Source organism: Micromonospora sp. 067-2 (genome assembly GCF_046549295.1).
Classification (GTDB): domain Bacteria; phylum Actinomycetota; class Actinomycetes; order Mycobacteriales; family Micromonosporaceae; genus Micromonospora.
Genome location: NZ_JAJPWB010000012.1, coordinates 252,739 through 266,315 on the forward strand (window position 1 = coordinate 252,739; position 13,577 = coordinate 266,315).

The 13,577-nt window shown below is 71.4% G+C and carries 14 protein-coding genes; 4 read left to right on the forward strand and 10 right to left on the reverse strand.

What is annotated here, in order from left to right:
* Window positions 1-87: 87 nt before the first annotated feature.
* The 8 genes from ACLJN9_RS27675 to ACLJN9_RS27710 all read right to left on the reverse strand — a co-directional run bounded on the left by ACLJN9_RS27675 (window position 88) and on the right by ACLJN9_RS27710 (window position 6,347).
* Complete coding sequence (locus ACLJN9_RS27675; protein WP_410814544.1) at window positions 88-921, reverse strand: hypothetical protein; 834 nt, start codon at window positions 919-921, stop codon at window positions 88-90.
* Between the two features lie 25 nt (window positions 922-946).
* A complete protein-coding gene (locus tag ACLJN9_RS27680; protein ID WP_410814545.1) occupies window positions 947-1,600 on the reverse strand; it encodes a DUF3618 domain-containing protein in 654 nt (217 codons plus the stop codon).
* A gap of 20 nt (window positions 1,601-1,620) precedes the next feature.
* A complete protein-coding gene (locus tag ACLJN9_RS27685; protein WP_410814546.1) occupies window positions 1,621-2,016 on the reverse strand; it encodes a phage holin family protein in 396 nt (131 codons plus the stop codon).
* Entirely contained in the window at window positions 2,013-2,693 is a 681-nt protein-coding gene (locus ACLJN9_RS27690) for a hypothetical protein (protein ID WP_410814547.1), read from the reverse strand. The genes ACLJN9_RS27685 and ACLJN9_RS27690 overlap by 4 nt, the downstream gene beginning before the upstream one ends.
* Window positions 2,694-2,863: 170 nt before the next feature.
* A complete protein-coding gene (locus ACLJN9_RS27695) occupies window positions 2,864-3,295 on the reverse strand; it encodes a DUF3263 domain-containing protein (RefSeq protein WP_410814548.1) in 432 nt (143 codons plus the stop codon).
* A gap of 102 nt (window positions 3,296-3,397) precedes the next feature.
* Window positions 3,398-4,414: an ABC transporter permease subunit gene (locus ACLJN9_RS27700; protein WP_410814549.1), complete on the reverse strand. Its 1,017-nt coding sequence runs from the start codon at window positions 4,412-4,414 to the stop codon at window positions 3,398-3,400.
* Window positions 4,411-5,421 (reverse strand): ABC transporter ATP-binding protein, encoded by a 1,011-nt coding sequence (locus tag ACLJN9_RS27705; protein WP_410814550.1) that lies wholly within the window; start codon window positions 5,419-5,421, stop codon window positions 4,411-4,413. Before ACLJN9_RS27705 ends, ACLJN9_RS27700 begins: the two co-directional genes overlap by 4 nt.
* A 140-nt stretch (window positions 5,422-5,561) precedes the next feature.
* Complete coding sequence (locus tag ACLJN9_RS27710; RefSeq protein ID WP_410814551.1) at window positions 5,562-6,347, reverse strand: DeoR/GlpR family DNA-binding transcription regulator; 786 nt, start codon at window positions 6,345-6,347, stop codon at window positions 5,562-5,564.
* Window positions 6,348-6,547: 200 nt separating this feature from the next.
* Between ACLJN9_RS27710 and ACLJN9_RS27715 the strand changes: the two genes are divergently transcribed.
* From ACLJN9_RS27715 to nagA, 3 genes are read left to right on the forward strand one after another with little or no spacing between them, the layout of a single operon-like run.
* A complete protein-coding gene (locus ACLJN9_RS27715) occupies window positions 6,548-7,477 on the forward strand; it encodes an SIS domain-containing protein (RefSeq protein WP_410814552.1) in 930 nt (309 codons plus the stop codon).
* A 53-nt stretch (window positions 7,478-7,530) separates the two neighbouring features.
* Entirely contained in the window at window positions 7,531-8,478 is a 948-nt protein-coding gene (locus ACLJN9_RS27720; protein ID WP_410814581.1) for an ROK family protein, read from the forward strand.
* The gene (gene nagA / locus ACLJN9_RS27725) at window positions 8,475-9,584 is read left to right on the forward strand and encodes an N-acetylglucosamine-6-phosphate deacetylase (protein ID WP_410814553.1); all 1,110 of its coding nucleotides are present in this window, start codon (window positions 8,475-8,477) and stop codon (window positions 9,582-9,584) included. Before ACLJN9_RS27720 ends, nagA begins: the two co-directional genes overlap by 4 nt.
* Window positions 9,585-9,920: 336 nt before the next feature.
* Here nagA and ACLJN9_RS27730 read toward each other — a convergent pair whose 3' ends face one another.
* A complete protein-coding gene (locus tag ACLJN9_RS27730; RefSeq protein WP_410814554.1) occupies window positions 9,921-11,147 on the reverse strand; it encodes a DUF4032 domain-containing protein in 1,227 nt (408 codons plus the stop codon).
* 141 nt (window positions 11,148-11,288) lie between these two features.
* On the opposite strand from ACLJN9_RS27730, the gene ACLJN9_RS27735 reads away from it, so the two are divergent.
* Complete coding sequence (locus ACLJN9_RS27735) at window positions 11,289-12,026, forward strand: phosphatase PAP2 family protein (RefSeq protein ID WP_410814582.1); 738 nt, start codon at window positions 11,289-11,291, stop codon at window positions 12,024-12,026.
* A gap of 124 nt (window positions 12,027-12,150) precedes the next feature.
* Here ACLJN9_RS27735 and ACLJN9_RS27740 read toward each other — a convergent pair whose 3' ends face one another.
* Window positions 12,151-13,575, reverse strand: coding sequence for a WD40 repeat domain-containing protein (locus ACLJN9_RS27740; protein ID WP_410814555.1), 1,425 nt, complete (start codon window positions 13,573-13,575; stop codon window positions 12,151-12,153).
* Window positions 13,576-13,577: the final 2 nt, after the last annotated feature.

Sequence of the window (13,577 nt, forward strand, 5' to 3'; positions counted from 1 at the left end):
TGGCGGTCCGGTCACCGGTACCAGCCGGTCAGGCGACCGAGGTGTTCCACATCACGCTCTGTCGTCACCCGCCCGGGTCGCGCGCGGTCAGGCGGTCGGCCCGAACTCGCAGAACACCACCGAGGCATCGTCGGTGGGCTTGTGCCGGCGCAGCCGGTCGGGATGGTCGCGCTCGGCAATCCGGACCCGATCGAGCAGCGCGGCCGGCCCGTCGGCGCTCAGCAGGTCCAGCAGTCCGGCCCAGTCCGTCAGCCCGAACTGCTCGACCGCGCTGGACGCGCCGTCGCTCAGCAGCGCCGCCCGGCGCACCGCCGCCGGCCCCCGCTGCGGCAACGTCCCGGTCACCGCGTGGAAGGCCGCATCCGGGTCGGCCGCCGCCACCCAGTAGCCGTGTGTCCGGTTCATCCGCTCCCGCTGGACGCCCACGGCGTGCCGGAACCGGGTTACCGGGTCCGAGGCGCCGGCCGGCACGGTGGCCACCGTGCGACGCAACTCGGCCATCGCCGTGTCCAGCCGTTCGTCGGTCACCACGCTGACCTCGCCACCGGCGTCCAGCACCAGCGGGCTGTCGCAGAGCACCAGATAGTCCACCTGGTCGCCGCAGTCCCGCAGGAGGCAGACGGTGCTGGAGGGCGTACCGGGATGATCGAGGTCGCACTGCCCGCCGTGATCGGCGCGTACGGCGAGGATGGCCGCCGCGAGATTGCTGGTCAACCGGGCCGACGGCCGCGCCGCCTCGGCCACGCCGAGCCGGGCGGCCAGGTGCCGGACGTACCACTCCGGCCCGTGCACGCATCCGGTGGCGAAGCCTTCCGGCACGGTGGCGCCGTCCAGGACGCCGACCAGCGGGCCGAACTGGAAGACCAGGTCCTCGTTCACCGGACGGCCGGGAGCCGGCGCGGACGCGGTACGAACCCGCATCGGCGCCGGCCCCGGCCGACTCGGGTCAGCGCTGCCGAAGGTCATCGGCGGCCGCATGCGCCTGCCCCTGTACCTGACCGGCGGACGACCGACCCTGGTCACGTACCGCGGACAATCCCTGCTCGGCGGTGGACCGCACCGACTGTGCGGCCTGCTGCGCGGGCTCCCGCAGGTTGTCCTGCATCTGGTGCCCGACCTGGCTCGCCTGCTCGCGCAGCTCACCGGCGTGCTCAGTCACCATGTCGCGGGCTCGGCCGGCGAGTTGACGTTCCCGCCCACTCGGCTTGACCAGCGAGGCGGCCAGCAGCCCGACGCCGAAGGCGATGAGGCCCGCGGCCAACGGATTGCCCTGCGCCTGCTCCCGGGACTGCCGCCCGAGCGAACGCGCCTCGTCCCGCACCGAGCCCATGGCATCCCGGGACTGGTGCCCGAGCGACCGGGTCTCGTCGCGTAGCGAGCCGGCGACGTGCGACATCCGCTGGCTGGCCTCCTGGCCCATGTGGCTCGAACTGCCCATCACCTTCTCCTTCGCTTGGCTGAACGCGCCGCGGGCCTGCCCGACGCGGTCGCCGGCGATCCGACGCGGGTTGACCTTGTCGGTCAGCGCGTCGACGTCACTGCTCAAATGGTTGCGGGTGGTCTCGATCTCCCGCCGGATCCGATCCGGATCACTGGACATGACCGCTCCCTCCGACTCGTTCACCGACCACGTAGGGCGTTCGGCACTTCCCGGGCGGTCTGCTTCGTCCGGGGCAGCACCCCACGTGCCTGCTTCAGCTGACTCCGCGCGTTGAGAAAGAGGCCAGCGGCGACCGCGGCCCAGACGACCGCGACGATCAGCGCCGCCCAGCCCTGGTCCATCGCGTTGGACAGCCCCCACCACGCCGCGTACGACACGAACAGGATGGCCAGGAACCCGGCCAGCCCCGCCCCGCCGAACATGCCACCGGCCTTGCCGGCCTGGCTCGCCTCCTCGCGGAGCTCGGCCTTGGCCAGCTCGACCTCCTGGCGCATCAGCGTGGAGAGGTCCCGGGTCACGTCACCCAGCAGGTCGCCGACCGAAGCCTGGGGCCGCTCCTTCTCCGGGGCGCTCACGGTGCCACCCCGCCTGGCAGGTCCCGCTCCGGACGGCCGACCGGCGAGGCGTTCTGTGCCCGGGCCACCCCGGTGTACGACTCATCAGGCTGCTCGTACGGCTGTGGCCCGACTCCGGTTGCCTGGGTCTGCGGGGTCGGCGAACCGCCTGACATCCCGCCGCCTGACATTCCGCCCCCGCCACCGCCGGTGAGACCACGGGTGAGCCGCCCGAGCAGCAACCCGGCCACCGCCGCGCCGGCCAGAAACGTCCCAGGATGCTGTCGGGCGTACGTACGCACGTCCGCCAGGACCTCACCGGGCTCCCGGCCATCCAGCCAACCGGCGGCGCGCTGGGCGGCGTCCCCGGCACGGCGGACAGCCTGGCCGGCCAGCCCGGAGTCGCCGTCCTGTTCGGCCATGGAGTTGAGCCCCTGCCCCAGGTCGCGCAGCCCGTCGACGGCCCGTTGCTGTTGCGACCGGGCCTGCTCACGCAGCTGGTTGGTGGCCTCTCCGGTCAGCTGCCGGGCCTGCTGGCGCGCCTCGTTCGCCACCTGCCCACCCTGCTCGGCGGCCGCGTGGGCAACCTGGCCGCCGGCCTGCGCGGCCTGCTGCCCGACCCGGGACGCCTCCTGCCGTGCCTGCTGCCCGGTGCCGGTCGCACCCTGCGGTGGCCGGCTCGGGTTGGTACCCGTCATAGCTCCTCCCCCCGTCGGCCCGGAGCCGCGTGTCAGCGGCCCGGTACCCGTCCCGCCTACCCGTCGCACCTGACGACATGCTTTCGTAGGCAGGGACGGATCGGGCACCAGGGACGGGGCGCTCAGGTCGACGTGCCCGACGCGGGGCACCACCTTCACGCCGTCGACGGTCAGCGGCGGCGATTGCGGGCGCGCGACGAGCGGAGCCGGCGGAGCCGGCCGACCAACCCGGGGTCGACGGCGAGCGCCGCCGGATTGTCGAGCAGCGCGTTGAGCAGCTGGTAGTAGCGGGTCGAGGAGATCCCGAAGGTGTCCCGGACGGCCTGCTCCTTGGCGCCGGCATGGCGCCACCACTGCTGCTCGAAGACGAGGATGGCCAGTTCACGCTCGGTCAGGCCCACCGGCGGCGCATCCGGCGCGGCATCCGCTCCGGCGCCCGGCGTGGAGTCGCCGGTGGTCCCGGCGCCCGGCGTGGAGTCGCCGGTGGTCTCGACGGCCGGCACCGGCCGGGGTGTCGGGACGGCCGGCCCACCGGTGGAGACGTCGCCCGGGCGAGCGTCGGTGGACGGCTCGGGGGCGGCCGGGGCGGCGTCGGCGGGCATGACGCTCAGCCTAACCAGGGTCGACCAGGGTCGCAGCAAGCGGCGCGGCCGGCCCCGCACCGCCGGGAATCCCGACGGCCGGGCCGGCCGCGTCGTCCTGCGTCAGGAGATGTCGCGCCGACGGATCGCCCAGAGCGCCGCGCCGAGGATCACCACCACCCCGACGGACAGCAGTACGGACGACTGCTGCCAGGTGACGTCGTAGGTCTGCGGCGTGCACTCCCCGGAGTAGCTGAAGTTGCAGGATTGATAGTCCTGCAGGGTGACCGTCTTCATCATCCAGGCCAGCAGGTACGTCGGCAGCAACCACGCCTCGGCCCACCGCACGCTCGCCATCGCGAGCAGGATGCCCAGACCGAACTGGAAGACCACCATCACGGCCACCACACCGCCGAGGGCCATCGCGGTGTGCCGGCCCAGCGAGGCCAGTGCGAAGCCGATCGTGGTGAGCACCAGCACCAGCACCACGCCGCGCAGTCCGGTGAGGGCGAACGACTGCCAGGCTCCGGAGGTCATCTTCTCGGTGCTGCCCCGGAACGTGGCGACGCCCCAGAACCCGGCGAACCAGACCACCGCGGCGGGCAGCGTCACCGCCAGGATGCCGGTGAGCAGCGCGGCCAGCTTCGTCAGCAGGACGGTGAGCCGTTTCGGCCGCCAGAGCAGCAGGTTCATCATGCCGCCGGTGCTCCACTCCGCACCGACGAACGACGCGCCGACCACGAACCCGACCAGGGCGAGGATCGCCGCGAACGGGACCAGCGTCTGGTCGAACGTCTCCCGGAAGTCGAACGTCGAGGGCAGGTAGTTCCTCGCGTCGAACACCTCGCGGGGCGGCGCGCTGATGTCCGCGCAGTCGTCGGGGAAGCGCCCGTCGTTCGGCGTGCCGGCCTTCTTGGCCTGCTCACAGTTGACGCGCTCCTGCTCGGTGTAGCGCACCTGCGACTGGTAGTCCTGCGTGGCCTGGCGCTCAGCCTTGGCCAGTTGACTGGCGTCGATCTTCTGATTGGTGAAGAAGACGCCGACCAGCACCGCGGCCAGCACCAGCAGGCCGAGCAGCGACATGTAGCGGGTGAAGCGCCGCTTCGCCAGCCGGCGCAGCTCCGTACGATAGAGGCTCACGCGCCCCACCCTCCCGCGGTGACGCCGGGCTGCCCCGCGCCGCCGATCTTCATGGACTCGTCGACCTGCCGGTGCTGGCCGGGGACCGGTGCCGTGGCGGTCAGTTCGAGGAAGACACTCTCCAGATCCACCGCGATCGGAGCCAGCTCACTGACGTAGAGGCCCTCTTCGGCGAGGAGCCGGGTCACCACGGCGGGCTTGTCGACGCCGGCCAACATGAGGTGGTCCGGCTGACCGTCGACCGTGATCCCGGCCCGGGTGAGGGCCTCGGCGGCCGCCGGCAGATCGGTGACCGCCTCCAGCCGGACCCGCACCGCACTGGACGAGTGCTGGGCGAGCACCTCGTCGACCGGGCCGAAGGCGACCCGCCGGCCCAGCGAGATGATGGTGACCGCGTCGCAGATCAGCTGGATCTCGGCGAGGATGTGGCTGGACAGCACCACGGTCATTCCAGATTCGGCGAGCGTCCGCATCAGCGTGCGCATCTCCCGGATACCACCCGGGTCGAGGCCGTTGGCCGGCTCGTCGAGGATGAGCAGCTTCGGGTTTTTCAGCAGGGCGGAGGCGACGGCGAGCCGCTGCTTCATTCCCAGCGAGTACGTCTTGACCCGCTCGCCGGCCCGGTCGCGCAGGCCGACCAGCTCAAGCACCTCGTCGACCCGGACAGCCGGCACCCCGCCGGCGCCGGCCAGCAGGGACAGCGTGTCCCGGGCGGTGAAGTGCGGAAAGAACTGTGGGCTCTCCACGATCGCGCCGACCTGACCGGCGACGGTGGGTAGCGCGCCGGGCACCTCGTGCCCGAGCAGCGCCATCCGGCCGCCGTCGGGCCGGATCAGGCCGAGCAGGGTACGCAGCGTGGTGGTCTTTCCGGACCCGTTGGGGCCGAGGAAGCCATGCACCTGCCCTGCGTCGACCCGCATGTCGAAACCGTCGAGCGCGTTGCGGGTGCCGCGTCGACGACTCTTGTACGTCTTACGTAGACCTTCGATCTCCAGGACAGCTGGCAAGCTGCACCTCCCCCGATGATGGGCGTGACAGCCGACACCATACTTGGTATGCAGCCGCGCGCAATACGCGGTATGCATAGACGCGCCGGAAAGTGCGATCGATCGACGCAGAGTGACCGGTCAGGCGCGGCGTGCCGGGGTCAGGCGCAGACGACCTGCACGCCGGCGGCGCGGAAGGCGTCCACCACCGCCGGGTCGGCGCCGGAGTCGGTCACCAGCGTCTCGACCCGCTCGACCGGGCAGATCCGGGCGAAGGCGTGACCCCCCAACTTGGAGGAGTCCGCGATGATCACCACTCGCTTGGCGCGGGCCACCATCAGGTTGTTCATGGCCGCCTCCCCCTCGTGGTGGGCGGCGGCACCGAGCTGCGGGTCGATCGCGTCCACGCCGAGCAGCGCGACGTCCAGGGTGACCTCCCGCAGCAGCGCCCCGCCCAGCGGGCCGACCAGCTCGAACGACTTGGGGCGTACCACCCCGCCGGCCACCACCACCTTCATCCGGGATCGGACCAGCAGCTCGTTGGCGATGTTCAGCGCGTTGGTCACCACGGTCAGCTGGGCACCCTCGGCACTGGTGTTCAGGTCCGGGCGGACGGCCAGCGCCCGGGCCACCTCGGTGCTGGTGGTGCCGCCGTTCAGGCCGACCACCGTGCCGGGCGTGACGAGTGCCGCGGCGGCGGCGCCGATCCGCTGCTTCTCCGCCGAGTGCTTGGCCGTCTTGTAGCGCAGCGGCAGGTCGTAGGAAACCCCGTTGGCCACCGCACCGCCCCGGGTCCTGGTGATCATCTGCTGCTGGGCGAGCTGGTCGAAGTCACGCCGGATGGTGGCCTGGGAGACGTCCAGCCGCTCGGCGGCCGCCTCGACGCTGACCCGGCCGTTGTCGGTCAGCATCTCGAGCAGGGCGTTCCATCTGGCGTACCGGTCCACCGCGGGGATCCTCCCAGTGACTGCACGGACGGTGATTGATTGCGTGCACACTAGTGCGCGAAACTAGGCTCGCGCAAAAGACTGGACTGCGCGATCGGCCGGTCGGTTGCCACGACCACCCGCGTTCGCGCAGAATGACGCGCGAAATACGGGTGTAACGAGCCGTATTGCGCACCGGTCGGCCCTGCGAGGAGTTTCCCATGGCGTACGTGGACGCGGAGATCGCGAGCCAACCCGACTGCTGGCGGGAGGCGGTCGACCTGGCCGGCGTCGTACACGGCGACCTACCACGCCCCGGTGAGCGGGTCGCCGTCGTCGGCTGCGGCACCTCGTGGTTCATGGCCATGGCGTACGCCGCCCGCCGCGAGCAGGCCGGCCAGGGCGAGACCGACGCGTTCCAGGCATCCGAGTTCCCTGTCGGCCGACGCTACGACCGGCTCATCGCGATCACCCGCTCCGGCACCACCACCGAGGTGCTGGAGCTTCTCGCCGCGCTGCGCGGGCTGGTGCCGTGCACCGTTCTCGTCGGCGACCCGGCGTCCCCGGCGGTCGACCTGGCCAGCGCCGCGGTGACAATGCCCTTCGCCGACGAGCGGTCGGTGGTGCAGACCCGCTTCGCGACCACCGCGTTGGCCCTGCTCCGGGCACACCTCGGCGACCCGGTGACCGCGCTCGCCGCCGACGCCGAAGTGGCCGTACGTGCCCCACTGCCGATCGATCCGGCCACCATCGGGCAGGTCACCTTCCTCGGTCGGGGATGGACGGTCGGGCTGGCTCAGGAGGCAGCACTCAAGTGCCGCGAGGCCGCCACCTTCTGGGCCGAGGCGTACCCGGCGATGGACTACCGGCACGGTCCCATCTCGATCGCCGCGCCCGGGCGTTTGGTCTGGGCGTTCGGCGAGCTGCCCGAGGGGCTACCCGAGGACGTGGCGGCCACCGGCGCGGCCTTCGTGCACAGTCGCACCCACGGCTGCCGCACGGTGATGGGCAGCTGGGCCGCCGGTCGTACGCCGGTCGACCCGATGGCCGACCTGATCCTCGCCCAGCGCTTCGCGGTGGCGCTGGCGACCAGCCGCGGCCTCGACCCGGACGCGCCCCGGCACCTGACCCGGTCGGTGGTGCTGGCGTGAGCCGTGGCGACGCCGACCGGGTGGTCGTCGCACTGGACGTCGGCGGCACCGGCATGAAGTGCGCCCTGGTCCGACCGGACGGGGTCGTGGTACGCAGCGAGCGGCACCCCACCGACGCCGCGCGTGGCCCGGCCGCCGTCGTCGGCACCATCCTGGACGTCGCCGTCGGGCTGGCCGACAAGGCCCGCGCCGACGGCCTCACCCCGGTCGCGCTCGGCATCGCCGTGCCCGGGGTAGTGGACGAGGCTCGCGGAGTGGCGGTCTGGTCGGCGAACGTGGGCTTCCGGGACGTACCGCTGCGGGACCTGGCGGTGGCGCGGCTCGGCCTGCCCACGGCGCTCGGCCACGACGTGCGGGTCGGTGGTCTTGCCGAGGCCCGGCTCGGCGCCGGGCGCGGCGCCGGGCACGTGCTCTTCGTGGCCATCGGCACCGGCATCGCCGCCGCGCACGTGGTCGACGGCACGGCCGCCGTCGGCGCGCACGGCGCCGCCGGGGAGATCGGCCACATTTCGGTACGCCCGAATGGCCCGCGCTGCGGCTGCGGCCGACCCGGCTGCCTGGAGGCTGTCGCCTCGGCCGCGGCGATCGGCCGCCGCTACGCCGAACTGGCCGGTGCGACGCCCGAGGTGCCGGTCACGGCGGCCGACGGTCCGGTCACGGCAGCCGACGGTCCGGTCACGGCGGCCGAGGTGGCCGAGCGGGCCGCGGCCGGCGAGCCGCTCGCCGGCCGGGTCTGGCAGGAGGCCATCGAGGCGCTCGCTGACGGCCTGGCCACCGGGCAGGCCCTCTTCGACGTGACGACCATCGTGCTCGGTGGCGGCCTGGCCCAGGCCGGGGACCGGCTGCTCGTTCCGCTGCGAGCGGCCGTGCACGAGCGGATGACCTTCCACCGGGAGCCGCGACTTGTCGCGGCGGCCCTCGGCGACGAGGCCGGTTGCCTCGGCGCGGCCCTGCTCGCCCTGGACGCCGCTGGCGCCCGTGACCATCAGGAGAAGCGATGACCGTGCGGGTGAACGGCCGAGTGGTGACCCCGACGGGTGTCATCCGGCAGGGCTGCGTCGAGTGGGACGGTGACCGGATCACCGCCGTGGCCGAGTACCCCTCGGTGCGCGACGGGCACTGGATCCTGCCCGGCTTCGTCGACATGCACACCCACGGCGGTGGCGGGCACACGTTCACCACCGGGGACGCCGACGCGGCCCGTGCGGCTGCGGCGTTCCATCTGGGCCACGGCACCACCACTCTGCTGGCCAGTCTGGTCAGCGCACCCTTCCCGCTGATGCGCGCGGCCACCGGGGCGTTCGCGCCTCTGGTCGAGGAGGGCGTGCTGGCGGGCATCCACTTCGAGGGGCCCTACCTCTCCGCCGCCCGCTGCGGTGCACAGAACCCGGAGTTCCTGCGCGACCCGTCGACCGACGAGCTGGCCGAGCTGATCGAGCTGGGCGGCGGCGCCGTCCGGATGGTCACCCTCGCCCCGGAGCGCGACGGCGCACTGGAGGCGATCAAGTTGCTCACCGCACAGCGGGTGGTGGCCGCGGTGGGTCACACCGACGCCACGTACGACCAGACCCGGGCCGCGGTCGCCGCCGGCGCCAGTGTCGGCACCCACCTGTTCAACGGCATGCGCCCGGTGCACCACCGCGAGCCCGGCCCCGTGGTGGCGCTGCTCGACGCGCCCACCGTGATCTGCGAACTGGTCGCCGACGGGGTACACCTGCACGATGGCACGCTGACCTTCGCCACCGCGACCGCCGGCCCGGACCGGGCCGCGCTGATCACCGATGCGATGGCCGCCGCCGGGATGCCGGACGGTGAGTACGAGCTTGGTGGCCAGGCCGTGACGGTTGCCGACGGAGTGGCCCGGCTCGCCCGCGACGGCGCGATCGCCGGCAGCACGCTGACCATGGACGCGGCACTGCGGCACGCCGTGGACGCCGGGATCCCGATCGCCGACGCCACCCGGATGGTGGCCACCACCCCGGCCCGCGCCATCGGCCTCGGCGATCGGGTCGGTGCCCTCCAGGTGGGTCTCCGCGCCGACCTGGTGGTGCTGGACGAGGAGTTCACCGTGGTCCGGGTGCTGCGCCGCGGCTCCTGGGTGGAGTGAGACCTGTGTTCTGTGGCGTCAGGAATCGGGACCGGCGGCCGGTCTGACCCGCACTCCGCAGCTCCTTTGGAGCTGAATCGCTTACGACATCACGCCGCCGTACACAAGGTGGGCCGGGCTACCGGCCCCCGGCCCCCGGCCCCCGGCCCCCGGCCCCCGGCCCCCGGCCCCCGGCCCCCGGCCCGCAGCCCGCAGCCCGCAGCCCGCAGCCCGCAGCCCGCAGCCCGCAGCGATTTTTCAGCCGCCGGCCGCCGTCGGCGATTCGTTTGCGGCATCAGCTCCAAAGGAGCACCAACCACCAGCCCCGACCCCGCAAGGACCGGCAGCCCGGCCGGATCAACCGACGGCAGGGACGTCCACAGTGGTGACATCCACGCCGAGCACGGCCTGCTCGTCGGGGCGGTGCACCAGCACGTCGGCCAGGTAGGACTGGACCGCGTGGCGCATACCGACGTCCCGGGCGGCCTGCTCGGAGAGCAGCCACTTGTGCTCGATGATCTGCGCGAACAGTTCCTGCGGCTCCAGCTTGCGGCGCAGGTGCGCGGGCACCGCCCGCACCACCGGCTCGAAGACCTCGGTGAGCCACCGGTGCGCGGCCTGCTGCTCGTCGGTCAGGTCGCTCTCCGCCCGGTAGGCGTCAAGGTCGTTGAGCAGCTTGCGCGCCTGGTTCTCCTCGGCGTCCAGGCCGGTCAGCCGCAGCAGCCGCCGGGTGTGGTAGCCGGCGTCGACCACCTTCGGCCGGACCAGGTAGCGCCCGTCGTCGATGCTTGACATGGCCACCTCCGCGACGTCGAAGCCCAGGTCGTTGAGGCGGCGGATCCGGCCCTCGATGTCGTGCCGGGCCTCCCGCTCGATCGCCTGCTCGTAGGTGATCTCGTGCCAGAGCCGCTCGTAGCGCTGCACGACCTCCTCGCAGACCACCTCCGGGTCGATGGACTCGTGCAGCAGGCCGGCGGCCTGCAGGTCCAGTGCCTCGCCGAAGATGTTGACCCGGGCGATCTCCAGGTCCTCGCCGCGCTGGCCGTTGGAGAGCGCGTTGTGCAGCGCGCCCGTCTCGGCATCGACCAGGTACGCGGCGAACGCGCCGGCATCCCGCCGGAACAGCGTGTTGGACAACGAGCAGTCACCCCAGAAGAAGCCGGTCAGGTGCATCCGCACGATCAGCGCAGCGAGGGCGTCGAGCAGCCGGCTCATCGTCTCCGGCCGCAGGGTGTGCGAGAACAGCGCCCGGTAGGGCAGCGAGAACTGCAGGTGCCGGGTGATCAGCACCGACTCGAGAGCCTCACCGTCGTCGGTCTGCCGGTCGGCGACGACCGCCACCGCCTCCACGGACGGAAAGTCGATCCGCTCCAGGGCCCGGAGCAGGTCGTACTCCCGCTCGGCGATCCGTTCGCGGGTCTCCTTGAACGCGTAGACGTACTCACCGAGCCGGACAAAGCGGACGATGTGCCGGGAGATGCCCTGCGGCAGAGCCACCAGGTGCTGGGCAGGCCACTCCTCCAACGGTGTCGACCAGGGCAGGTCGAGCAGCGCCGGGTCCACGAGAGCCGAAGTGATCCGCACGGCGACAAGTGTGCCGCCTCACCCCATTGGAATGCTCCCCTTCGTGGCTGGGCACACAACCACCGCCGTCCACGTCGCCCCGGCGCCGCACGCGGCCGGTAGCGTGGTCGCGTGCGGGAGACCACTGGGGTACGCGACAGAGTGCGGCTCCGGCCGGTCCGGCCGGCCGGCTGGTGGTTCGACGCCCTCCTGCTGGTGGGGCTGGTCGGGCTGACGATCGCGCTCGCCTCGGGCCACCTGTTCGGTCTGGACCGGGCGGTCGCCGACTGGGCCGACGGGAACCGGCCGACGGTCGCGTACTGGGTTGCCCGGGTGTTGAATCTGCTCGGCCAGGGCACCCCACTAACCCTGATCGCCGCCGGGCTGGGGGTGCTGCTGGCCGTCCGACTGCGCTCGGTACGCCCGGTTCTGCCGCCGGTGGTCGCGTTCGTGCTGACCTACCTGACCATCGGCCCGCTCAAGGTGTGGACCGCCAGAGCCGCACCGAGCGCCAGCGTCAAGGAGCCGTTCCTGCCGCCCGAGCAGACCCTGCCGCTGTTCCACGACGACCTGCCGGTGCGCTTCGCCCAGTCCTACCCGTCGGGCCACGTCGCCAACGCCATCGTCTGGTACGGCGTCATCGCGCTGCTGCTCGCCCCACTGGCGCGCACCTTCGGCCGACAGTTGCCGGCCCGGTTGGTCACCGTGATCCGCATCGTGCCGCCGCTGGTCGTCCTCACCACCACCACCTACCTGGGCTGGCACTGGCTGACCGACTCGATCGCCGGGCTACTCCTGGGCCTGCTCCTCGACCGCCTGCTACACCGGGCACCCTGGGACGATGTGCCACTACCCGGCCGGCCAGGCGCATGGGATCGGCCGTTCACCTCGTACCCCTAGTTCTTGTTCGCCCGGGCCGGATACGAATCGAGATGTTGCGGTAGAAGTAAGTCGCTCGATTTATCGGCAGTCCTGAACGCATTGGACATGTTGTCATCGGCCGGTCCCTGCACCGAGCGAATACCTAGGCCGCGCCGATGCTGTCAATAATCTCCGCCACCAACGACCTGGTGCCCGGCGCCGGTTCGAGTTCCAACTCCCGATGAAGGACGGCTCGTGCTGCGCGCGCAATTTCGCGGCACGCTTCTTCGAGATATGGACGCCCCTCCAACGCCTCGGTGTGGTACGACTCGCCGTCCACGAACGTGGCCAACAGATCGAGGAGGGATCGTCTCGCCGGAACCGATAGATGCTTCTCCGAGAGCGCTGCCATGATCATCGAAGTCACCGGCACCGCCGCCTCAAATAACATGCCTTGAATTTCCACGTCGTTGGTGAGCCCTTGCCCGTGCGCCTCTTCCTCCGTACGGGCGCGAACAAGGTCGCTGAAACTACCCGGAACGTGGCGCGCGCCCCTGGAGCATCCACAACGAATCGTCTCCCAGTCGTGACGCGTCGCTTCGATCTGCCATGCCCGCTCTCCCTGCCCACCTGAGGCATCCAACGGCGCGGGTCCGCGGTACCGGGCACGGTGACGCAACAAACTTCCCGCGATCACCCAGCGGGCGACGACCGCATCTCCGTCGCAGGCGACGACTTGCGATCCATCGGACGAGAATGCGATATTGAGGATCTGACCGTTCAGGCCTCGCAGGACGTTAAGCAGGCGCCCGGTCTCGGTATCCCAAACACGAACGGCGCGGTCGTCTCCGCCCGTGGCCGCTAGACGGCCAGCAGGGTCGAGGGCAACGGCCACAATTGCACCCACGTGCCCAACCAATTCGAGGGCAGCTGAGCCGCCTCTCCAAAGGTGCAGGACGCCACGGTTGTCGCCAGCGGCAATGATGCCAGACTCGCCGACCGCCAATGCTCTGATAGGACGACCGCCCTCCCCAGCCCTCAACACCCGAACGGCCTCTGTGCTAGAGAACGCCCATTCGACGACCGCTCCCGAGTGGGAAGCAACGACAAGTCGATCGCCCTCAACGGTAAAGGCATGAGCACGTACAGTGCTGGGGCGTCCGCCCTGAACCAGCTCGTCCAGCGTGATTCGGTAGAGTTCTTGTCCATCGAAGTTCCACCCGGCGAGCGTGCCGCTCTCGCCGGCGGCGGCGATGGACCTGCCTGATGGGTTCCATCCAACCGCCCAATACGAGTCCGGCACGCAAGCAAACCGTCGGACCAACTGACCAGATGTGGACCAGACCGCTACCTCACCGTCAGCGCCTCCCGCAGCAATGTTCCTACCGTCGGGGGAGAAGGCCAAAGATCGAACCCGTCTCGGCGGGGCGGCTAAGCTAACTGGCTGCTCAGTCGAGCGCAGATCCCACACGAGGACACCTGGATCCTCAGCGACAGCCAGCAACTCGGCCCCGCGGGACAAAGCCGCAGCGCGAACGAACGGGACCCTCTCAAAGGCTTGAGCCCTAGCCATTCGCGCTGCGTCCATCT